General features: G+C 43.7%; 9 protein-coding genes. 5 read left to right on the top strand and 4 right to left on the bottom strand.

Annotation, left to right across the window (positions count from 1 at the left end; all coding sequences use genetic code 11):
- Nucleotides 1–28: 28 nt before the first annotated feature.
- Nucleotides 29–1,696 carry a ribonuclease J1 gene (gene rnjA, locus CXL14_RS15985; protein WP_053285006.1) on the bottom strand — a complete coding sequence of 556 codons (1,668 nt, stop codon included), beginning with the start codon at nucleotides 1,694–1,696 and terminating at the stop codon, nucleotides 29–31.
- 5 nt (nucleotides 1,697–1,701) lie between these two features.
- On the bottom strand, nucleotides 1,702–1,911 hold the full coding sequence (locus CXL14_RS15980) for a DNA-dependent RNA polymerase subunit epsilon (protein WP_003154548.1): 210 nt from the start codon (nucleotides 1,909–1,911) through the stop codon (nucleotides 1,702–1,704).
- 354 nt (nucleotides 1,912–2,265) lie between these two features.
- Here CXL14_RS15980 and CXL14_RS15970 point away from each other — a divergent pair, with 354 nt between their 5' ends.
- Complete coding sequence (locus CXL14_RS15970; protein WP_031378771.1) at nucleotides 2,266–3,039, top strand: Cof-type HAD-IIB family hydrolase; 774 nt, start codon at nucleotides 2,266–2,268, stop codon at nucleotides 3,037–3,039.
- 34 nt (nucleotides 3,040–3,073) lie between these two features.
- Here CXL14_RS15970 and def read toward each other — a convergent pair whose 3' ends face one another.
- Both def and CXL14_RS15960 read right to left on the bottom strand, forming a co-directional pair.
- Complete coding sequence (def, locus tag CXL14_RS15965; protein ID WP_003154544.1) at nucleotides 3,074–3,628, bottom strand: peptide deformylase; 555 nt, start codon at nucleotides 3,626–3,628, stop codon at nucleotides 3,074–3,076.
- Nucleotides 3,629–3,740: 112 nt separating this feature from the next.
- A complete protein-coding gene (locus CXL14_RS15960) occupies nucleotides 3,741–3,920 on the bottom strand; it encodes a YjcZ family sporulation protein (RefSeq protein ID WP_007409651.1) in 180 nt (59 codons plus the stop codon).
- A gap of 244 nt (nucleotides 3,921–4,164) precedes the next feature.
- Between CXL14_RS15960 and CXL14_RS15955 the strand changes: the two genes are divergently transcribed.
- From CXL14_RS15955 to CXL14_RS15935, 4 genes are all read left to right on the top strand, one after another.
- Nucleotides 4,165–4,803 (top strand): YkyA family protein, encoded by a 639-nt coding sequence (locus tag CXL14_RS15955; protein ID WP_014417638.1) that lies wholly within the window; start codon nucleotides 4,165–4,167, stop codon nucleotides 4,801–4,803.
- 464 nt (nucleotides 4,804–5,267) lie between these two features.
- Nucleotides 5,268–7,574 (top strand): ACP S-malonyltransferase, encoded by a 2,307-nt coding sequence (gene fabD, locus CXL14_RS15945; protein WP_014417640.1) that lies wholly within the window; start codon nucleotides 5,268–5,270, stop codon nucleotides 7,572–7,574.
- A gap of 21 nt (nucleotides 7,575–7,595) precedes the next feature.
- Nucleotides 7,596–19,853 (top strand): SDR family NAD(P)-dependent oxidoreductase, encoded by a 12,258-nt coding sequence (locus CXL14_RS15940; protein WP_014417641.1) that lies wholly within the window; start codon nucleotides 7,596–7,598, stop codon nucleotides 19,851–19,853.
- A complete protein-coding gene (locus CXL14_RS15935; RefSeq protein WP_014417642.1) occupies nucleotides 19,853–24,625 on the top strand; it encodes a type I polyketide synthase in 4,773 nt (1,590 codons plus the stop codon). The genes CXL14_RS15940 and CXL14_RS15935 overlap by 1 nt, the downstream gene beginning before the upstream one ends.
- Nucleotides 24,626–24,644: the final 19 nt, after the last annotated feature.

The following is a 24,644-nucleotide window of genomic DNA, read 5'->3' as shown; positions in this document are numbered from 1 at the left end:
ACTGCACTCGTAATGAGTGCAGTTTTTTTTAGACCTCCATAATGATCGGAAGGATCATCGGGCGGCGTTTTGTTTTTTCGTATAGGAACGGAGCTAGTGTATCGGTAATTTCGTTTTTAATTTCGGACCACTGCGTTGTTTTCCGATCCATTACTTTCTCCAGATGGTTCGAAATGAGCTGCTGCGCGTCATTGATCAAATCACCGGATTCTCTCATGTAAACAAAACCTCTTGAGATTAAATCAGGTCCCGCCGAAACCCTAAAGTCGTCCATATTGATGCTGACAACAACGATAACAAGGCCTTCTTCTGAAAGAATGCGGCGGTCGCGGAGCACGATATTGCCGATATCACCGATTCCGCTTCCGTCAATGTAAACGGAGCCGGACGGAATTTTGCCTGCCACAGCGGCTTCTTCGCCTTTGAGGGCCAGCACTTCGCCATTATCCATGATAAAGCAGTTTTCTTCAGGTATGCCGCAATCAGTCGCGAGTTTGACGTGCATTTTCTGCATTCTGTACTCACCGTGAATCGGCATAAAGAACTTCGGTTTGATCAGGCGGAGCATTAATTTCTGCTCTTCCTGTCCGCCGTGTCCGGATGTATGAATGTCATTCAATGAACCGTGAATGACTTCTGCGCCCGCACGGTACAGCTGGTTGATGGTGCGGCTTACGCTGATTGTGTTTCCGGGAATCGGAGAGGAAGAAAAGACGACCGTATCTCCGGGATTAATGGAAATCTGCCGGTGCGTCCCGTTAGCGATGCGTGATAACGCCGCCATCGGTTCACCTTGGCTTCCCGTACATAAAATCGTTACCTTATTGGCAGGCATACGATTGATTTCGTTATGCTCAATAAACGTATTTTTAGGACAGGTAATGTAACCGAGATTTTGTCCGATTTCAATAGCCGATTCCATACTGCGTCCGAATACGGCAACTTTTCTGCCGTTTAAAACGGCTGCTTCAATCACCTGCTGAAGACGGTGTATATTTGAAGCGAATGTCGCAAATATAATTCTGCCGTCCACTTTTCGGAAAATATCGTGAATGCTTTCGCCTACGCGGCGTTCTGACATGGTGAAATCAGGAACCTCACTGTTTGTACTGTCAGAAAGCAGGCACAGAACGCCTTCTTTCCCGATTTCAGCCATCTTAGTCAAGTTTGCCGGTTCGCCTACCGGTGTGAAATCGAACTTAAAGTCCCCGGTATGTACGATATTGCCCGGCGGTGTTTTGACGACGATTCCGTATGAATCCGGAATGCTGTGTGTCGTTCTGAAGAAGGATACAGACGTCTTGCGGAACTTCACGATGTCGTCTTCACCGATGATGTTTAATTTGGTCTGTCTTAGCAGCCCGTGCTCTTCAAGTTTATTCCGAAGTAAGCCGATCGCGAGTTTACCGCCGTAAACGGGAATATTTACTTGTCTGAGCAGGTACGGAATACCGCCGATATGGTCTTCGTGACCGTGGGTGATAAACAGACCTTTAATTTTATCTTCATTTTTTACTAAATACGTGTAATCGGGGATTACGTAATCAATGCCGAGAAGTTCATCTTCCGGGAACTTGATTCCCGCATCAATCAGTACAATTTCATCCTGAAACTGCACCCCGTACGTATTTTTCCCGATCTCGCCCAATCCGCCGAGGGCGAAAACGGCAGTCTGGTCATTTTTTACAAATTTCATTCCGCTCATAACTCCAATACTTTAAAATTTTCGCTCTGCTTCTCATATTCTAAAAAAGCACCGTCCACAGGCTGAACAAATTCAATGTTGTATTTCTGATCTTTCAGTTTCGTTCTGACGTCCCGTTCTGAAACGCCCTCAATGTAAAGTGAATCTGTTTTTTCCCGAACAGGTACTTCGTCAGCCTTCTCTTGATAAAATACCTTATAAATCATCCAAATCTCTCCTTAAATGCCGTATGTTAGACTCGCTTATTCTATTATATTCGAAAACGGATTATAAGGAAAGTCTCGAGCAAAAAAGGGACTTTCAAAAACCGAAAGACCCCTTCTACGCGATGACTTTTTTCCGGAGCATTCCGCCCCACTGTCTTCTGAGTTTCTTCCGTAATCGGCGCAGCATCGTATACCTCCTTTGAAGCCCTTTATAGCAGTAGTATGCGGAAAAACTGAATTTGTTTTCGTGGGTAAAACTGGAATTTCATCAAGGCGGTTTTCCGGAAGAAAAACTTTATGTATGATGATATTGAAAAAGACACGACTGATAAACGGGAAAAAGGAGAAATTGACATGAAACCAAAATTGATTTTTTTTGATATTGACGGCACGATCTATGACCATGATAAACATATTCCCGATAGCGCAAGAAACGCCGTGACGGCGCTTAAAGAGGCTGGCCATCACGTTTTTATCGCCAGCGGAAGGTCCCCGTTTATGGTAAAACCGATTCTGGAAGAGCTTGAGATTGAATCATTTATTTCATACAACGGCCAGTATGTCGTATTTGAAGGTGAGGTCATTTATAAAAATCCGCTTCCTGAAGATGCAGTTGCGCGTTTATTAAAGCAGGCGGCAGAAGGGGAGCACCCCGTCGTATTTATGGCGGAAGACACGATGAAAACGACCGTCCCCGGACATCCGCACGTCTCGGAAGGAATAGGCAGTCTGAAAGCGCCTTATCCCGAAGTTGATGAAACATTTTATAAAGGAAAAGAAATTTATCAGCTGCTTTTATTCTGCCGCGGTCATGAAGAAAAAGCATATGCCGCTTTTCCGGAGTTTGATTATGTCCGCTGGCATGAATTGTCAACGGATGTGCTTCCGAAAGGCGGTTCAAAAGCGGAAGGCATTAAAAGAGTGCTTGAGCGGCTTCCGTACGGGGTAAGTGACACTTATGCATTCGGCGACGGACTAAATGACCTTGAGATGATCCGTTTTGTCGGCACCGGGGTGGCGATGGGAAATGCGGTTCCGGAATTAAAAGCTGCCGCCGATTTCGTCACAAAGCCGGTGGATGAAGAGGGAATCAGCTGGGCCGTCAAAGAACTGGGCCTTTTGAAATAGAGAAAACCGGCACTTTGGGAAGTGCCGGTTATTTTTAACGGTCAATGGCAATGGCGTTTTCAGGTTCTTTGAACGGATTTTCTTTGTCGATATGGTCGTAAAACATCACGCCGTTCAGATGATCGATTTCGTGCTGAAACACGATGGCCGGAAAACCTTTGAGACGGATGTCAATCTGTTCTCCTTCAAGCGTCACCGCCTTTACGCGGATGCGGGCGTAGCGCGGCACATAGCCGGGAATGGGTTCGTCTACCGACAGGCAGCCTTCTCCGCTCGTCAAGTAGCTTTTTTCCACTGAGTGGCTGACGATCTTAGGGTTAAAAAGAGCATAGCTGTATAAAGTGCCTTTCGCATCTTCTGCATGGACGGCGATCATCCGTTTTTTTACGTCTGTTTGCGGAGCGGCAAGACCGACGCCCGGACGAAGCTTGTATTTCTCGGCTAATTCAGGATTTTGGCTGTTTTTCACAAACTCAATCATATCAGCAAGATGCTGTTTTTCTTCGTCAGAAGCGGGAAGCTGAACCTCTTCAGCGATCTCTCTGAGCGCGGGATGTCCGTCGCGTACAATATTTTCCATAGTAATCAAGAAACTTCACTCCTAAAGCTTAATATGTAAATTATAGCGAATTTCTTTATCGCGGCGCAACGAAACAATTGGCCGGCCATAGCAGGCCGGCCGATGTTCATGGTGTATAAGGTCAGCAGCCGCAGCCTAAATAAGCGGCACCGACGATGATTAATAAGATAAACAATACGACGATTAATGCGAATGTGCGGCCGTATCCGCCGCCGCAGCCGTAACCGTAACCGCCGCCATAACCATATCCGCCGCCGCAACAACCGCCGCCAAATCCGCCGCCAAATCCATATCCGTACATAAAAAAACCTCCTCTTTTAATTACGCTGACCCTCTGTCAGCAGGGCCGGCGTCTACTATAAACTATGTAAAAGCCAAAAAGATGTATGGTCATCCGCCCTGTTTTCTCAATTTTTTACGCAAGTATTCTTTGAAAGCACCGTAAGCGTCTTTACCCGGTCATGCCAATTACAGCTCAGCTATTGTCAAAAAGCGTTCGGGCTTCTATAGTGGAAATTGTCAAGATTGGGGGATTTTAAGTGAATATGATTCAAAAAAAGGTATTAGCAGGAATCGGAGCGCTCGGCGCCGCAAGTATGCTGCTTGCCGGCTGCGGGGGAAAAGATCCGGTTGAATCGCTTCATGACTCGATGGAAAAAGCCGTTCAAGCGGAAAAACCGTTTCAAAAAGAGCAGAAAACATTAGAAAAATTGGAGAAAAAAGAGCATCAGCTATACGACAGCGCGGTTAAACTGAATATGGATGATTACCAGAAAATTGTCACACTGTCTGATCAGGCTCTGAGCAATGCAAATCAGCGAAAAAAACATCTGAAAGCAGAAAAAGACAGTATTGATGATTCAAAACAAGCGTTTGAATCCGCAAAAAAAACTTCTCAAGAAATAAAGGATAAGAAAGTAAAAGAAAAAGCCGGGCATGCGGTCGCTTTAATGGAGAAAAGGTATGCATCTTATGACCTTTTGTACAAAAAGTACGAAAAAGCCATTTCACTTGATAAGGACCTTTATAAACTGATTAAAGATAAAAAGCTCACATTAGCGCAGCTGGAAGAGCAAATCAGCAAAGTAAACTCAGTTTACGAAAAGGTGCATAAACAAGCAGATGAGTTCAATCAATTTACTAAAGACTACAACAAAGAGAAAGAACTATTATTCCGCAAATAGTATAGTGAAGGCATATCGGCATGGGCTGATGAACTGATAACAACCGAGTTCAGCCGCCTGTAAAAAGGCGGCTGAAGAATTGGTAAATACGTGTGTTTCCCATTGACAACAAGTAAATCATAGTATAGTATTTATTTAGGGAAATATTCACATAAAACCAATCGTTGTTTCGGCACGTTGGAATGTTTTTATTATATTGATATATATATATATATAAAACAGAATGAAAATGTGATTTTAATTATCAGAAAATTCTATCTATTTATATTTACGGCAATATGATATTTGTACATGCTTTTTGCTTTTAAACCTTTATCCGGCATAAAGGTTTTTTTATTTTGCTTAGTAATGCTTATTAAGTAAGGGTGCTGAAAGTAAACGACAATTTTAAAATTGAAGTGAAAAACGTTTATCAAAATCGTAACGAAAAGAAACGGCAGAAATACGGAACAGGAGGAAAACAAATGCTTGCTTACGTCTTTCCCGGACAGGGAGCGCAGTTTAAAGGAATGGGCAGAGACTTATTCGATGAATTCGGTGAGCTCATTAAAAAGGCAGATCATATTTTAGGATACTCCATAAAGGATTTATGCCTTTCAGACGAAAAAGAGAGGCTGACTGATACGAAGTATACACAACCTGCAATTTATACAGTGAGCGCACTGCAATATTTAAAGGGTTTAAAAGAAGGTCATACACGTCCTGATGCTGTTGCAGGACATAGTCTGGGTGAATATACTGCGCTTTTTGCGGCCGGTGTTTTTAATTTTGAAACAGGTCTCCGGCTGGTTGCTAAAAGAGGCGAGTTAATGAGTGAGGCTTCCGAGGGCGGAATGGCTGCCGTGATCGGACTGGATGAGCACCACATAAAAAAAATACTTCAAAAGTATGAATTCGGCCAAATAGATATCGCCAATTACAATACATCTTCACAAATTGTGATAGCAGGGGCTGCAGAAGAGATAAAGCGGGCAGCCTCTTTTTTTGAAAAAGAAGGGGCGAAAGCTTATATCGTATTGCAGGTCGGCGGGGCTTTTCATTCTCGTTTCATGGAAAGTGCACAGCGTGAATTTGCGGAATTTATCGAGGGGTTTCATTTTTCTGAATTGAATTTCCCGGTCATTTCTAACTATACGGCAAGACCTTATAAACAAGAAGATATCAAACGGAATTTAATTGAACAAATAACAAACTCGGTAAAATGGACTGAAAGCATCAGGTATCTAATGGGACAAGGCGTCACTGTGTTTGAAGAGATCGGTCCCGGAAACATTCTGACTAAATTAATTCAAACCATACAAAGAGATGAGGAACCGCTTACTATCAGTGCGCCGGAAGACAGTCTCTTTTTTCCTGAAGGGAACAAGGACAATTCGGAAAGCGGGAAAGAGCATAGCCTCTTGGCCGAAAATATAGAGAGCGGTGCAGCTTCACCGGTGTCCCGATTGGGTGATCAATCTTTCAAAGAAGATTACGGTTTGACATACGCGTATTTGGCAGGTGCGATGCATAGAGGGATCTCTTCCGCTGAAATGCTGATCCGCCTCGGGAAGAAAGGAATGCTGGGGTTCTTTGGAACAGCAGGTTTAACGATAAGGGAAATTGAACAGGCCCTTATTTCTATTAAGAAGACACTCAAAAATGGCCAGCCCTACGGTATGAATCTGCGATTTGAGCCGGCTCATCAAGATAGAGAAAAGGAATTGATAGATTTATATATCAAGCATGACGTACGAGTAATAGAAGCGTCTTCGTATCTTTCCGTCAGCGCGCCATTAATTTATTACAAAGCGCATCAGTTGAAGATAGACAAAAGCGGCAGCGTCATACCTCATAATCGGATCATTGCCAAAGTTTCACGGCCGGAAGTTGCGGCCGCATTTCTGAGTCCGCCTCCTCAAAGTATCGTAAAGAGAATGTGTCAGAACGGTATGCTGACGGAAGAGCAGGCGGAGTGGCTCAGCCGTATTCCGTTAGCAGACGATATCATTATTGAAGCAGATTGCGGAAGTAATACCGAACAGGGCTCATTGACGGCGATGCTGCCGTTTTTTGTTAACCTGCGGGATGAAATGATGGAAACACACAAATACGCAAGGAAGATAAGGATCGGGGCTGCGGGAGGAATCGGGACTCCCGAGTCTGCCGCGTCTGCTTTTTTAATGGGCGCTGATTTTATTATGACGGGATCCATTAATCAATGTACAGTTGAAGCCGAAACAAGCGGTTTTGTTAAAGAAATGCTGAGTGAGACAGGAATATGCGATACTGCTTATGCGCCTTCGGAGACTCTGTTTGAGTTCGGAACAAAGGTTCAGGTGCTGAAAAAGGGCACGCTGTTTCCGGTCAGGGCAAATAAATTATTTCAAATCTACCAACAATACGAGTCTTTGAATGAGATAGATGAAAAGACAAAGATTCAGCTCGAAAATGATTATTTTAACAAGACTTTTGATGAAATCTACGAAAGCATAATAGAAAAACAGCCGAACCTGGCCCAAAAAGCTGAGCGCAATCAAAAATATAAGATGCTGTTACTATTTAAGTGGTATTTGCAAAGAGGATGTCTGCTTGCTTTGGAAGGGCAGGAAGAACAAAAGGTGAATTTCCAAGTTCATTGCGGCCCGTCTTTAGGCGCTTTTAATCATTGGGTAAAGGGCACGGATTTGGAATCATGGAGAAACAGACATGTCGATGACATTGGTGAAAAATTGATGAATGAGACCGAAAGTCTGCTGAGGCGCAGATTGGATACGTTATTTCTACACTAAAGAAGGGGCGGGTGGAGGCCAATGGTTCATTTGAATAAACAGAGTGCGGATATCGCGATAATCGGGGTTGCTTGCAGATTCCCCGATGCAGATCATTATCATGAATTCTGGGAAAACATAAATAGCGGCAAAGATTCCATCCGGGAAGTGCCGATTGAACGGTGGGATCCCGATCTTTATTATTCAGCCGATATCAGTATACCGAACAAAACAATCAGCAAGTGGGGAGGTTTTATTCATAAAGCTGACCATTTCGACCATAAGTTTTTTAATATCTCTCCCCGGGAAGCGAAAAACATGGACCCTGAGCAAAGAATCCTTTTAGAAGAAACTTGGCGGTGCATCGAAGATTCCGGGATTTCTTTGCAGGATCTCCAGCGTAAAACCACTTCTGTTTTTGCGGGTATTATGAATTCTGACTACCGGCAGACAGGTCATACTGAATCGGAAATCGACAGTTACGCCTGTTTAGGAAGTTTCGAAGCTATGCTTTCCAACCGGCTTTCATACACATTCGGTTTGACCGGAAAAAGCATGTCTGTAAATGCCGCTTGTGCATCGTCGCTTGTTGCTTTACATGAAGCGGTTAAGTCATTGCGGACAAAAGAAAGCGATTATGCAATCGCATCGGGAGTAAACTTGAATTTCCAACCCGGAAAATATATTTCTTTTTCCAAAGCCAGAATGCTGAGTCCTGACGGCAAATGTAAAACCTTTGACGCAGCGGCGAACGGGTACGTTCCCGGAGAAGGGGCAGGCGTTGTATTGCTGCAGCGCCTTGGTGATGCAGTAAAAGCCGGTCACCATATATACGGGATCATAAAAGGGACAGCTGTTAATCATGGCGGTAAATCCCGTTCCATAACCGCTCCCAGAGCAGAAGCGCAGAGCCGGGTCATCTCAGAAGCTTTACACAACGCTGCTGTCGATGCTGCGACGGTTTCTTATGTAGAAGCACACGGCACAGGTACATCTCTGGGCGATCCGATAGAAATAGAAGCATTGACAAAAGCGTATCGGCAATATACTGAGGATACTCAATATTGCAGGATCGGAAGTGTGAAAACAAATATCGGTCATACAGAAGCAGCGGCGGGAATGGCCGGATTGATAAAAGTTCTAATGATGATGAAACACCGGAGGGTGCCGAAAAGCCTGAATGTACATACGGTAAATCCAATTATACAGTTTGAAAAAACACCGTTTAGGCCGGCACTTGATTCAAGTGATTGGAAGGCGGCAGACGGGGCTCCGCTCAGGGCGGGAATCAGCTCCTTCGGTTTTGGGGGTGTCAACTCTCACGTCATCATCGAAGAATTTATACATACAAAAGACGAATCTGACAGAAAAGGAAGGGTACCCTTCCTTTTTTCCGCTAAAAGTGAAGAAAGCATGAAACAAATGATACATCATTGGAGAACCTTTGCTGACGATTCAGAGGAATTTTGCAAAATATCAAATGAAGTGATCAGCAGCACCCTTTTAACAGGGAGGACATCGTTTGATTACAGGGCTGGTTTATTGGCAGGCAGCAAGGAGGAATTTAAAAATCAGCTTAAAGAGGGATTGAGTTTTCGGAGGAAACAAGATTCTGAATGGGCGCTTGCCATCGGTGACTTCAAATGGGAAAGTTATAAACAATTTGCCGTTTTGAAACGGGTGTTCCCTGATTTAGAAAAGAACGTAAGGCCGGTGCTGAAGGGTATACCGACATTGCACAGTTCATTTAAAAGAAAATGGACGCCTGAGAAAATCCGCTTGTATTCTTTAGTTATCAATACGGAAATCATAAAAAGTATCCTGGCATCCGGTTTTAAGCCAAGCCTCATTACAGGCGCCGGAGACGGATATTACGTCGCTCTTGCAGCAGCGGGTATCATCAAAATTGAAAAGGCCATTTCTGTCATCACAGGCGCTGAAAAACCTTCGCACTTATCCTGTGAGCCGCCGTCCATTCCATTTGTCAATCCGTACACTTCAAAAACGTACCCGCCGGTTCGATTAAATGAAGAATATGTAAGGATGCTGCTGAACGGTCTGAGCTTCCCGGCTGATTTTGCAGACCGCCTGTACGGGAAAACACGGCTGCTTCTTGAGCACCAATATACGTTTAAAGGGTTTTTAGAAGAGTGGGATAAAGCGGGAAAGACTCAGGAAATCGAGATTTTATCTTATATTGTGAATCGCACGGCGGATAAAAGAAACGCATTGCCGGCTGATGAGGAAGCGGCGATCATGGCTATCCTTGCCTCTATGAGGAGACTGTATAAGAGATGGGATTTAACAGATTATGATGGATTCTTTAATAATGATTATGTTCTGGAAATATTAAATTTACTGGACGAAGGAATTTTGTCTAAAGAACTTTTTCTGAGCATGTTATTGAAAAAGCAAGACGGAATTAAACAGGCTGTTGCTTGTATGAATGAGCAGCCGGCAGATTTTTATGATAAGGATCGTTTTCCGTTGATGACAGAATACAATCAAATGGATGCCGTGTCTCAGGAGATAGCTGATCATATGCCGCTTCACACGGAAGAAAAGGGAACGGAGCCGGATGTGGATATTTCTGAGTTTTCAGTTTTTCAATTCGGATCGCTCCCTCCATCAGCAAAACTAAACAAAGCGGCTGCTTTTGAAGCGGACAAAGCAGCTGATGAGGCTCTTTATCATTCATTTATGCAAATGTGGCTTTCAGGAGAAGAGATTGAATGGGCGAAACTAGGTGACTATCATAAAAGAAAAGCCCCGCTTCCGCCTTATCCGTTTGAGCGCTGTCAATTTTCTTTAAACCCTCAGCAGGTAAAATCAGACGCGGCTTTTTCAGCAAAGAAGAATCAGGCACTTTATACGCCGATATGGAAAGAAACCGCACTTGAGAATGAAGCGGACAGCGGACAAGCCTGTACTATTTTGCTGTTCTCCGAGAATAAAGACTATTTTGAAGAGATGAAAAAAAGAGAGAATACGTCCGCATATCTTATTATGCCCGGTGACCGTTTAGAGCAGATAAGCGATAGTGTTTTCACGATCAACAGGCAGCGTCCCGATGATTATCAAAGTGTCATTCGTCTGTTAAAAGAAAAAGGCGCAGCGCCTGATGCAATTTTGCATACGTGGTCTGAAAAACAGCCTGAACTGGAAGAAACACTCGAATCAGGAATTTATTCCGTGTTTTATCTGACTAAGGCTTTAATCAGCGAGAACCTTATAAACAAAGTAACGTTCATTTATACATTCAGCGCAGATCAAAAAGAAAAATTGCCGTATTTTGAAGGTGTGAACGGTTTTTTTAAATCGGTAAAACAAGAATATCCGCAGCTGCATTGTAAGACGGTTTGCTTTGAACATGATTCTGCAGCCGTTTCATTTTCAGAGAAGGCTGCCATTCTTTATAAAGAAATAAACACAGCGCCTGATCGGCATATTCATATCACTTACAGAGGCTGCGTAAGATATGCACGGATGTTAGAGAAGCAGAGAGAAACATACACAAAGACCATTCAATACCCTGAAAAAGATAAAGTATATTTAATTACAGGGGGATTTGGGGGGATTGGCAGTAAAGTCGCTGAATATTGCGCGAAAACTGAAAGATCCACCATTATTCTATCGGGGCGATCTGCTTTAACCGGAGATAAGCAGAAACATTTAGAATATCTGAACAGCTTTAAAGCCAAGGTTTATTATATACAGGCGAATATATCCGATAAAGAAGCGGTAAAAAAAATGATTGACGGTATTACCGATCAGCATGCAGGTCTTCATGGCGTCATTCATTGCGCAGGAGTTATCAGAGACTCGCTGCTTTTTCAAAAAACAAAGCAGGAACTTTCAGAGGTGATTGCTCCAAAAGTTCATGGTGCATTGAATCTTGATCATGCAACGAAGTCGCTGGAATTGGATTTTTTCGCCGTTTTTTCTTCAGTCGTCTCTATTGCAGGGAACGAAGGCCAGTGTGATTATGCATATGCAAACGGCTTTTTAGATCATTTTGCAGAATATCGGGAATGGAAACGGCAAAATTCTCTGCGCAGCGGCCGCACGCTGACAATCAATTGGCCTTTATGGAAAGACATCGGAATGGGGGCGAACCTGTCAGGTCAAGGGCGGACGTCTCTTTTTCATGGTTCCGGGCTCGAAGAACTTCCTGCTGAAAACGGAACGCAATGGTTTTCGCGGATTGTAACTTCGGGTCAGCTGCATAATATTGCAGTCTGCGGTGATCATGAGCGCTTTGAACAATTTATGCGGCAGAGATTTTTGACGGACGAAACAGAGACAGGCAGTGCCATTCCTTTGGCTCAAGGCGATATTTTGGATCAGACAGTTTTGTTTTTAACCAATATCATCTCCTCTGAGGTCGGTGCAGAACGGGAAGAGATCGATCAAGATGTGCATCTGGCTGAATATGGAATGGATTCGGTTATGATTCATCAATGCAACACAAAGCTGGAGCAGTCACTGGGAGCAATTTCGAAAACGCTTTTATTTGAATTTCATACAATCAGAGATTTAGCAGATCATCTTGTAAAGGAATATCCGGATCGGCTGGGGCGTTTATTTTCACGGGAGGAAAAAGGAAAACAGATTCAGAGCATTACCCCCGCCAGGCCGGAACAAAACATCACTGCACCTGCGGCGGAGGAAAAAGAACATCTTGACGGGATAGCGGTAATCGGTATCAGCGGCCGTTATCCCGGGGCTGAAAATATCGAAGAATTGTGGGAGCTTCTATCAAAAGAGAGAACCGCAATCACAGAAATTCCGAAAGAACGATGGAATTATGAGACCTACTATGATCCAGACCCCGCTAAAGCGCATGAGGGGAAAATTTATTGCAAATGGGGCGGATTTTTAAAGAATGCTGAATCATTTGATTCTTTGTTTTTTCAAATATCTCCAAGAGAAGCAGAAGCGATGGATCCTCAGGAACGAATATTTCTCGAAACCGTATGGAAAGCATTTGAAGATTCGGGATATACCATTGAAGGGTTGAGAAAGCAGACCGAAAAACATGTCGGTGTATTTGCGGGAGTGACAACCAATTCTTACAAGCTGCTCGGCGAAAGAATACCGACGGACAAAAACGATGTACTTCCAAATTCGTTCCCATGGTCTCTCGCGAACAGAGTGTCTTACACATTTGACTTTACAGGTCCCAGTGTCCCTGTAGATACGGCTTGCTCTTCATCCTTAACGGCAATTCACATGGCTTGCCAAAGTTTAAAAAAAGGTGAGTGCTCGGTTGCGGTTGCGGGAGGAGTAAATTTGTATCTTCATCCTTCTGACTATTTATACCGATGTCAGATGGGAATGCTTTCAAAATCGGGAAAATGCAGAAGTTTTGGAGAAGGCGGCGACGGTTTCGTACCCGGGGAAGGTGTCGGGGCCGTTATTCTTAAACCGCTTAAAGATGCCATACGTGATAATGATACTGTGTACGCCGTCATTAAAGGAACGGCAATTAATCATGGGGGAAAGACGAATGGCTATACGGTGCCTAATCCTGCCGCACAGGCGGATTTAATCCAAGGAGCTCTTAAAGCGGCCGGTTGGAGCGCCAGAAGTGTCAGCTTTATTGAAGCCCACGGCACGGGAACGCCGCTGGGTGACCCGATTGAAGTCCGAGGCCTGACCAAGGCGTTTAGAGCTTATACCGAAGATGTTTCATATTGCTCTCTCGGATCGATTAAATCTAACATCGGTCATCTCGAAGCGGCTGCGGGTATTGCCGGCCTGACAAAGATTATCTTACAAATGAAGTATAAAAAAATAGCCGCAACACTGCATGCTGAACGGGTGCATCCGGATCTTTATCTGGAAGAGACACCTTTTTGCCTTCAGCAGGAAACCGCCGACTGGATAAAACCCGCGAATGAAAAACATTCTGACAGCAAATATCCGCGGCGTGCGGGATTAAGTTCTTTCGGAGCGGGCGGGGCGAATGCTCATATTCTTGTGGAAGAGTATGAGTCTGCTGCTGACTGTTATACGGATTGTGAGGAAAGTGAGGAACTTATCGTACTCTCAGCCAAGCATTCACTGAGTTTACGGGAATCGGCAAAACAGCTGGTGGAATATCTTCAAAAGGCCCGTCAACAACAGGGCGAGTTTTTGCAGCAAGCGGGAACAAACAAGCCGCTTCACCTTTCTGATATTGCGTATACCCTTCTTGAAGGGCGTGAAGCCATGCCGGAAAGGCTTGCTGTCATTTCAAATAATATCGATGATCTGATGTTGAAATTAAATCACTTTTATAATGGAATTGACGATCACGAAATATTTAGAGGGAAAAAACTGAATCATAAACGCAGACAGCAGCAATCGGAACTTCCGCTCAAATCCGGCAGAACCACATTAGCCGAAATGGCTGAATTCTGGGTATCAGGAGGCAATTTAAGCTGGGAAGATTTCCGCACTGGCAGAAAACCGGCGAAACTTACCCTGCCGACTTACCCTTTCTTAAAAAACAGACTGTGGGTGTCAAATAAGGCGCAATCAAAATCAACAGCTGATAAAGCTCCTTTATTTGATTTTTCTGCAGGTGAGTGCCGATTTTATAAAACGCTTTCAGATTCTGAATATTATGTAAAAGATCATGTTGTGCATGGGAATATGGTTCTGCCAGGAGCGGCAATCATCGAAGCGGCCAGAGAAGCGGGAGAGAGGCTGTACGGAAAATCAGTCATAAAACTGAGTCAGGTTGTATGGGCGGTTCCAATAACCGTTGAAAAAGAAAAGACGATAATGATAGATCTGCTGCCGAATCAAAAAGACGGCAGATTTGTGGTGAAAACCGATATGCAACCTGAAGCGGCAGTTCACTGCCAAGGAAACATTATCACATGCGGAGATAAAGATGCCTCTCATACAGAGCGTTTTCAATTGGACAGCTGGTTAACCGGACAGAAAAGATTAATCAGCGGCGCTGAGTGTTACAGGGATTTCCGGCAGAGCGGTTTGGACTATGGAGCCAGTTTTCAGGTAATAAAACAGCTGTTTATCCATGAAAATGCTGTTCTTGCACGAATATCACTTCCTGAGAGCATTCATAAAAAATCCGGCACGCTGCTGGAACCGTGTTTATTGGATGGCATTTTTCAATCCACAACCGGGTTTACGTCCGGTCAAGAAGGAGATCACACCGCATATTTGCCTTTTGAATTAGGTGAGCTGGAGATTCTTCATACACCTTCGGCAAACGGCTATGCTTACATTACAGCTGCCGATGAAAGACAACATGATGATGTCAAAAGGTTTCATATATTATTTATGGATGAAAACGGATCTGTAAGTCTTAAAATAAAAAACTTAGCGTTAAAGGCGTTAAGGGCTGCACCGCAGACTCAGGATGAGCGGCATTCAGTTAAGTATTACACTGATATGTGGAAGCGGGCCCCTCTGCTTCATCAGCCTGAAGCCAGCGGTTTAAACAGCTGCCTTGTGATTTCACTCCGTCGGGATATATCAGAACCGCTGATCCGCCAGGCATATAAAGATATCGGCTTGAACATGATCTTTGTCCGCCATGGCGGCAGTTTTCAAGAAAAAAGAGCTGATTCCTTTGAATTGAACAGCGTCAAACTTGACGGCTATCAGAAATTGCTGGCGATTCTTAAAGAAAGACAAGTGACAATTGACCGCGTCATTTTAATCGGGATGAGCCCTGAAACGGGAATTGAGCAGAACATTCATGAAAAGCTGGAAGAGGCTGTTTTGCCGGTTTTCAATGTAACGAAAGCTCTGCTAGCAACAATCCCAAGACATAAAATCCTGATATCACATGTATTTTTCACAAGGGAAAATCAAATCTTACCTTATCAAATGGCAATCAGCGGCTTTTTTAGGTCACTTCATTTGGAACATCCAATGTTGTCCGGTAAAAATATTGAAATACAAAGCGGTGAAATTCAGTTACAGCTGAACACCGGTCTGCCTGAATTAAAAAACCTTGTGAAAGAAACAATCATCAGCGATGGTACTTCAGAAATCAGATACAGAGATGGAATCAGGCAGGTCAAGCACTCTGCAGAAATTGAAAGTGCCGAGCCCCCCAAAAAGATGGAAGTAAAAGAAGGGGGAGTTTACCTCATTACAGGAGGAACGGGCGGTCTGGGACTGATTTTCGCCAGACATCTTGTGCGAAAAGGGAGAATAAAACTTGTCCTTATCGGCAGGTCAGAGCTTTCTGAGGAAGCCGTAAGCAATGTAAAAGAGCTCGAAAAAAACGGATCAGAGGTTTTTTATGTAAGAACCGATATTTCTGATAAGGAAAATGTCAATAACCTGATAAACCTCGTCAAAAACAAATTAGGTCCTGTTAAAGGAATTATTCACAGTGCCGGTGTGATAAAAGATTCATTACTCATCAATAAGCGTGAAGAGGATCTCGATTCAGTCGTGGCCAGCAAGGTTTACGGAACGATATGGCTTGACCGGTATACAGACAGAGAACCTCTGGACTTTTTTGTAATGTTTTCATCTATCAGCGCAATAATCGGGAACGCGGGACAAACCGATTATGCTTATGCAAACCGGTTTATGGATTATTTTGCGGAAATGAGAGCGGCGGAAAATAAACCTGGAAAAACAGTCTCGATTAATTGGCCTTTATGGAAAGAAGGCGGTATGCAAATTGATATTCATTCAGAGAAGTTCCTTTATGACCGTTTCGGAATGCTGCCTCTGGGAAAACGGGAAGGCCTTGCAGCATTTGATCAAGCAATGACAGGGTGTGAACATCAAATAATGGTATTTAGCGGTAATGAATTAAAGCTGGAACGAATGATAACGATTGACAGCGGAAAAAGTGATCCGGCAATCGCCGACGAAAATCACGAACCGAAAGAGCTGTCAATAACTGAATCTTTAAAAAGCACTTTGACGCGCATCATCACCGGCGTATTAAAAATTGAAGAACGGGAATTTGATTTTGAACTGCCGATAAGTGAATACGGATTTGATTCAATTATGTTTACAATGCTGGGCAGCGAATTAAACGAGTCATTAGGAATATCAATGATGCCGTCAGATTTTTTCGGTCTTACTGATTTTAATGAACTTCTTGAGTTTTTAAAGAGTGAGTATTCCGAGAAGCTTCATCTCTGCGGTTCTTTTTCTTCAGATGAATCTGCGGCGAAAGACCGGAGAGAAAATCTGATTGAGGGCATCGCAAAGATGATGTCAAGTATTTTGAAGATTGACAGAAAGGAAATAGAAGAAGAGACTTCATTCGGCGAGTACGGATTTGATTCTATTACGTTTACCAGACTCGGAAATGAAATCAATCAACAATATGGTACGGAATTATTGCCGTCCATTTTCTTTGAATGCAATTCACTGGCTGAAATGACTGATTATGTAATCGAGGAATACGGAGAAATCCTTTTTGCTGAGACAGAATCTTTTTCTGCAGCTGACGAAAAAACATTGTACAGCACGCCTCCGCCGGAATCCTATGAACATTCCCCTGAGCCTGAAAATAAAACTAGGCAAGAGGAAAGACATATGAATGAGCCGGTGGCAATAGTGGGAATAAGCGGCCGTTTCCCCCAAACAGATACGCTGGAAGACTTTTGGGAAGGAATTGAAAAAGGCCGGGATATGATTACAGACATTCCTGAAGACCGTTGGAACTGGAAAGAGTTTGACGGCGATCCGATCAGGGACGTCAATAGAACAAAAATAAAAAAAGGCGGATTTATCAAAGGCGCGGACAGTTTTGATCCGTTGTTTTTCGGGATTTCTCCCGCCGAAGCAGAATTAATGGATCCCCAGCAAAGAATTTTTATGGAGACTGTATGGAAAACAATAGAAGATGCGGGCTATAAGCCGTCTGATTTGGCAGGGACGAAAACCGCGGTGTTTGCAGGGGTCGCCACAACGGATTATGCTGAACGTCTGAATGAAAATGGCGTCTCTGTTCAGGCGCAGACCGCAACCGGTTTAAATCATTGTATATTGGCAAATCGTATTTCTTACCAGCTGAACCTGACGGGTCCGAGCGAACCGATTGACACTGCCTGTTCAAGTTCGTTAGTTGCGCTCCATCGTGCGGCTGAGGGGATTCAAAGAGGCGATTTTGAAATGGCGATTGCAGGCGGAGTGCATATTATGACAAGCCCTACTCTGTTTATAGCTTTTGATAAAGCAGGTATGCTTTCCAAAGACGGAAAGTGCAAAACGTTTGATAAAAGCGCTGACGGCTATGTAAGGAGTGAAGGGGCGGCTGCAGTATTGCTCAAGCCGCTCAGCAAAGCACAGGCAGACGGTGATCATATATATGGTTTGATTAAAGGGTCAGCTGTAAATCACGGCGGCCGCGCCAATTCTTTGACAGCTCCGAATCCGAACGCACAGGCGGACTTATTAACCGAAGCTTGGCGGAAGGCGGGGGTCAGTCCTGCCACTGCGGGATATATAGAAGCGCATGGCACAGGGACAAGTCTTGGTGATCCGATTGAAGTGAACAGCATCATAAAGGCATTTAAAACGTTATATCAAGAATGGGACATTCCTTTTGCGAAACAGAAATGCTGCGGAATCGGGTCTGTGAAAACAAACATCGGCCATCTCGAAACCGCTGCCGGAATAGCCGGAGTGCTGAAAGTGTTACTGGCTTTTAAATATCGCAAACTTCCGGGACTCGCCCATTTTTCAGAACTCAATCCATACATCAAACTGGAAAATACGCCATTTTATATCACAGAAACCGCTCAAAAGTGGAATTCGATAAAAGATGAAGAGAACAACGATCTGCCGAGGAGAGCAGGTGTCAGCTCATTCGGATTCGGCGGTGTGAACGCGCATATTGTTTTAGAGGAATATAGGGAACCTCAAAAAGAAGTGCCGGAAAACAACGGTAACACACATATTTTTGTTTTATCTGCGAAAACCAAAGATCAATTACTTGAGTATATCCGGCTTATGGTTCAGTACTTGGATCGCGTGATTGCCGGTGACATGACCGTTAATGCCAGTGACATGGAATTTACATTGCAAAACGGCCGGGAAGCAATGAACGAAAGAATTGCCGTATGTGCAGCGAGTCTGACTGAGCTGAGAGATAAATACGTCAGCTTTCTTGATGACAGCAAGGTGCAAAAAGGCGTATTTATAAGCGAAAACACTGAAGAGCGCACAGCTGTTTCTGAATATATGATTCAGGAGGCTCTTCAAAGCGGAAAAGAGGAGCTGCTCGCACAATGGTGGGCCAATGGAGCCGAGTTTGAATGGAAGACAATCGGCAATAAGAAATTGAATAGAGTGCCGATGCCAACTTATCCGTTTGCAAAAGAGAGTTATTGGTTTACTCCGAAAAAGAACAAAAGCGAGGTTAATAGTAAAAGTCTTCACCCATTAATCAGCGAGAATGTCTCAACATTAAAGAAACAAGCATTTAAAACTGTTATTTCCGGAACTGAATTTTTCGTCACTGATCATCTTGTTTCAGGAGACTATGTGCTGCCAGGAGCCGCTTCGCTTGAAATGGCTCTTGTTTGTGCGGAAATAAGCGGAGAAAGTAAAGTATATAAAATAAAAGACGTGATGTGGAACAGACCTATATTATATAAAGGAAAAACGCTGCACATTTATACCGACTTGGAAATGAAACAAGATAAGTTGAACGTAATGATATGTAAGGAGGGTCCGGATGGCGTGCAGCAAATCTGCACACAAAGTGAAACAGTATTCGGAGACATAAACAGCAATCCTGAGTATGTCGATATTGATCAGTTCATACGCAGCAGTGAGCCGGTCATAAGCCGGGAAGAGTGTTATCACCGCTTCAGCCGTATGGGCCTGACATATCATAGCAGTTTTCAAACGTTGAAAGCCGTATATCGCAGTGATATGGAGTTAATGGCAGAATTGGAGCTTCCTGCTCATTTAGCGAACGGGTTTTCACATTTTACACTTCATCCTTCATTGATTGACGGCGGTTTTCAAGCGGCGGCATTTTTGTTAAGAGATAATGAGAAAGAGGGCTTATTTGTTCCATATTCACTTAGAGAGCTTCACATTAAGAGGGCGCTTACTGCCCGATGCCATGTTTCGGTGAAAGAAACCGGTTTTTATACGTATAACATTGATTTTATTAACGAGAGCGGCGAAATAGCCGTGAGCATGAAAGACTTTTCTGTCAGAAAAGTGACCGGGGGAGAATTAACCGCAGGACGTAAAAATGAAGATCAGGAAATTCTCTTCTTATTAGAACGATTGAAAAACGGTGAACTTTCTGCTGACCAAGTTTATCAGCTGCTGGAGGGAAAATAGTGCAGATCAAACAAATACTTTCCTTAATTGAAGAACAGCAAATGTCTCCTGATGCAGGACTGGAGCTAATTCGCACTTACAGAAAAGAACAAATGGAAAAAAAGGCGGAGCCGGAATCACAAGCTCCGTCCCCAACCATTTTTTTCAAGAACGATTGGGTAAGGACAAATAACATTGATATGCCGAATCAGCAGGCGCCGGGAAATATGCTGATTTTTGATCAGGATAACCGTCTTTTTCAGCATGCCGAGATGATGAATGGAGAACATAACCGTGTCATTCTCGTAACGCCCGATTCTGATTATAGAATTGAACGGAATAGATGCATAATCAATCCTTCTGATGAAAATCATGTCGAAATGCTGCTGTCTGATTTGGCTGAAAACGGATTTACACCTGATGTCGTGCTTTATTTATGGAACGGAGAAATCAGAGAATTCACTGAAGAATCCGTTAACGAAACTCTTCGCAGAGGGATAAACTCGCTCTTTTTATTATCAAAAGCTTTAATGCGAAGAAACGAACCTGTTACGTTATTGCATATTTATTGGACAAGCGGTCTGAATCAGCCGTTTCATGAAGCTGTCGGAGGGTTCATGAAAACGGTAAACATGGAAAGCTCCAAGCTTAAAGCGAAAACCATACAGATTCGCCATGAGCATTCTGAGATAAATCCTCCGGTTTCCGAGGTGTGGGATGCTGCAATCAGTGAAATACAGCACTTTCAATCCGATGAATGTGAGGTTTTAATAGACTCACATACCCGTTATGTGAAAGGGCTGCAGCATATTGATAATCCGGAACACGATAACGGATCTGTAACGTATCAAAAAGGCGGCATATATATCATTACCGGAGGAGCGGGAAAACTCGGGCTGCTGTTTGCGGAACACATCGCTAAAGAAAACCAAGCCGTGATTATACTTACAGGCCGTTCTTTTTTAACCGCTGATCAAAAAGAACGGATCAGTAAGCTTAATGAGAGCGGCTCTATTGTTGAATATCAGCGGACGGACATAACAGATCGAACAGAGACAGAGCGATTCATTTTCGGCGTTAAACAGCGGTACGGCAGCATAAACGGGATCATTCATGCTGCCGGCATCCTTCGTGACTCATTTCTTGTAAATAAAAGTCTCAGTGATTTTACGGACGTACTGAACCCGAAAGTTTACGGGACAATCTGGCTGGATGAGCTGACAAAAGACGAAGATCTTGATTTTTTTGTTCTCTTTTCTTCTTTTTCCGCTTACGGAAATGCCGGCCAAAGTGACTATGCGTACGCAAATCATTTTATGGACAGTTTTGCAGTGCTTCGATCTCAGCTCTCCCGAAACGGAAAAACCCTTTCAATCAATTGGCCGTTATTGAAAGATGGCGGGATGAGTCTCGACAGCAATGGAATCATTCAAATAAAAGAAAAATACGGAATGACTCCGATGCGAACTTCCTCTGTTTTGGAAGCGTTTCTGAAAATGCTGCGGTCTTCATTTACCAGCTTAATGCCTGCAGAAGGAGAGCGGGATAAAATGATAAAAGCGCTTTCGATTCAAAGAAATACAGCTGCAGCAGATCAAGATACACTCACGGCGGAACACGATGAAGAAGAGGAATATGCTGCGAAAGAAAAAGTCAATGACTATTTAATCAAGATCATCAGCGGTGTCTTGAAAATCCAATCTCATAAAATAAATGCGAAAGACTCTTTTGAGAAATTCGGAATCAACTCACTTATGATCATGTCACTTATTTCAAAGCTTGAAGATACTTTCGGGGATCTTCCAAAAACAATCTTTTTTGAATATCAGAACATTGAAGAGCTTTCAAACTTCTTCCTAACATCTTTTAAAGAAAAAGTGCTTAAGGCCGCAGGGGCAGCTCCGGTAACAAGAGTGCCGAAGAAAAGAGAAAATCTGAGTAAAAAACAGCACCGGCAGCAGAAGGTTGCATCTGCACCGAGCATGGTTCCGCCGGGTGAGGATATTGCCATTATCGGTGTGAGCGGAAGATATCCGAAATCCGATACTCTTGAGGAGTTCTGGGAAAACATTGCCGGAGGGAAAAACTGTATTATTGAAATCCCCGAGGAACGTTGGGATTTCAGATCGAATTACAGTCCCGACAGAATGGAGAAGGGGAAAATCAACAGTAAGTGGGGCGGTTTTATCAGCGGTGTTGATCAATTCGATCCGCTGTTTTTCCACATTTCTCATAAAGAAGCTGAGCTGATGGACCCTCAGGAGCGAATTTTTCTCGAAACCTCCTGGCATACGCTTGAAGATTCAGGATATACAAAAGAGAAGCTTGACGGTATGAAAGCCGGTGTGTTTGTCGGAGCCATGTACGGACAATATCAATTATTCGGCGCAGAAGAAACTGCGCGGGGCAATCCGATTGCGCTCAGTTCCTTCTTTTCATCTATTGCGAACAGGGTTTCATACTTTTTTAATCTCTCCGGCCCGAGCATTGCACTGGATACGATGTGTTCATCATCGCTGACGGCCATTCACTTGGCATGTGAGAGCATTAAAAGAGGGGAAAGTGAAATTGCGCTTGCGGGCGGCGTTAATGTGTCCATACATCCCAGCAAATACCTTTGGCTGAGTCAAGGTAATTTTGTTTCCACCGAAGGATTGTGCAGAAGTTTCGGAGAGGGCGGAGACGGCTATGTCCCGGGAGAAGGTTCGGGAGCCGTCCTTTTGAAACCTCTGGAAAAAGCAATTGCTGATCAGGATCATATATACGGAGTGATTAAAGGAACATCTGTAAATCATGGCGGAAAAACCAATGGATTTACGGTTCCGAATCCGAATGCACAAGCTGAGCTGATTGCTGAAAATTTCAAGAAATCAGGCATCAGTCCGCGATCCGTCAGCTACTTGGAAGCACACGGAACGGGTACCTCGCTCGGAGATCCGATTGAGATCGCAGGATTGACAAAAGCGTTTGAGAAATTTACGGATGATAAACAATTTTGTGCTATAGGTTCAGTGAAGTCTAATATCGGACATTTGGAGTCTGCTGCAGGTATAGCAGCTCTTACAAAAGTTCTTTTACAATTTAAGCATCAGAAATTGGCGCCATCCATTCACTCGGAACAGCTGAACCAAAATATCCGATTTGAAAAGACGCCTTTTTACGTTCAGCGGAAAGAAGAAGAGTGGCGGAAAGAATCAGGCGCCTCCAACAGGAGAGCAGCAATCAGTTCGTTCGGAGCGGGAGGAGCAAATGCCCATGTCATTGTGGAAGAATATCAAAACCATGCGGACACACAAACAATAAGCGGGCCGTTTGCCGCAGTTCTCTCAGCCAAAAATGAAGACAGACTGAAAGAATACGCTCGGCGCCTTCTGCAATTCACAGAGCGGGAGACAAAGGCCTCGGCAGCTGATATCGCTTTTACATTGCAGACATGCAGGCAACCGATGGAAGACAGACTTGCTGTTGTAGCTTCCGATTTGCCGGAGCTTAAGGAGAAGCTGAGAACTTTCTGTACTGAAGGAACAATTGGAGAGGGCGTATACAAAGGCAATGTTACGAAAGATTTTGATAAAGTCTTTATCTTTCATGACCAAAAGATGAAAGATAAATTCCTCGAGGTGATGATGGAGACAAAGGACTTGAATCTTCTTGCAAAATTATGGTCTTTCGGGGCTGATATTCAATGGCGAGAGTTATATGAAGAATATACCCCGCAAAAGGTCAAGCTTCCTTTATATCCATTTGCTGAGGAGTCTTACTGGGTGCCTCGAAATCAAAGTGCAATATTTCCGGAAACATTGCCGCAGCAGTCTTCACTGCACCCGCTTCTGGATTCGAATGAATCTACTCTGGAACAGCAGTTTTTTAAAACGACATTAAGAGAAAAAGAGATTTGGTTAAAAGACCACATTGTAAAAAACAAGAGCATTCTCCCGGCAGCTGCTTTTCTTGAAATGGCATGCGCAGCGGGAACGCGGTCATATCGAAAGAAAAAGGTCACTCGTTTAAAAAACGTGATATTTGCCAGACCGGCCATGCTTTTGCAAGAGAGCCTGACCATTTACACTCACATTTCCGTAAAAGACGGCAGCATATTATTTAACATGTCACCTGACGAGGATGCTGCTGTAAGGACTGGATTTGTGACGGGGGAATTAGATTATGATCATCATTACAGTGATGATGATATAGAGAACATCGACAGACAAGAGATGATAAACAGAAGTGCTTTTGTCCGTGAACAAGATGAATGTTACGAGTATTTTCGGGAAAACGGGTTCCTGTATGGGCGCGCTTTTCAGCCGATTCAACGTTTATGGGGCGGCGGAACGGAAGCGGTTGCACACTTATTGCTGCCAAAAGAAGCCGCATATGCTCTTGAAAATTATACATTGCATCCGTCTTTAATTGATGGGGCTCTGCAATCTTTGTTCGGAATTACCGACGGAAGAGAAGAGGCATCTGTTTATGTTCCTTTTTCAATAGGAGAGATTACGATTCGGAAAAAGGTTTCAGCAGAATGCTGGGCTTATGCGCGTAAAACAGGCCAAAAAGGTCAATCCGAGCTTATTTACGATATTCAGCTGCTTAATGAACAAGGAGAGAGACTTGCAGGTTTGAAGGATGTAACCATTCGTAAAAAAGAAACGTTTTCCGCGGAGGCACAGACTCGTGCAACAGCGGATTCCAATGGAAAGAACGAGAGAGTAAAAGAGCTCCTCAGACAATTAAAAGCGGGCGAACTGACTGCGGAGGAAGCAGATTATGCGCTGGAGCGTATGCAGGATTAGTTTATCATTTTGCGGAAGT

The sequence above is a fragment of the Bacillus sp. SJ-10 genome (assembly GCF_002843505.1).
Lineage (GTDB): Bacteria > Bacillota > Bacilli > Bacillales > Bacillaceae > Bacillus > Bacillus velezensis.
Note: the sequence above shows the minus strand (reverse complement) of the source record. Positions and strands in the feature narration are given on the sequence as shown.

Bases quoted from the DNA above. Each gene is read 5' to 3' on its own strand.
- CXL14_RS15980 (WP_003154548.1), bottom strand. From the start codon at position 1,911: ATGATTTATAAGGTATTTTATCAAGAGAAGGCTGACGAAGTACCTGTT.
- fabD (WP_014417640.1), top strand. From the start codon at position 5,268: ATGCTTGCTTACGTCTTTCCCGGACAGGGAGCGCAGTTTAAAGGAATG.
- CXL14_RS15940 (WP_014417641.1), top strand. From the start codon at position 7,596: ATGGTTCATTTGAATAAACAGAGTGCGGATATCGCGATAATCGGGGTT.
- rnjA (WP_053285006.1), bottom strand. From the start codon at position 1,696: ATGAAATTTGTAAAAAATGACCAGACTGCCGTTTTCGCCCTCGGCGGA.
- CXL14_RS15955 (WP_014417638.1), top strand. From the start codon at position 4,165: ATGATTCAAAAAAAGGTATTAGCAGGAATCGGAGCGCTCGGCGCCGCA.
- CXL14_RS15970 (WP_031378771.1), top strand. From the start codon at position 2,266: ATGAAACCAAAATTGATTTTTTTTGATATTGACGGCACGATCTATGAC.
- CXL14_RS15960 (WP_007409651.1), bottom strand. From the start codon at position 3,920: ATGTACGGATATGGATTTGGCGGCGGATTTGGCGGCGGTTGTTGCGGC.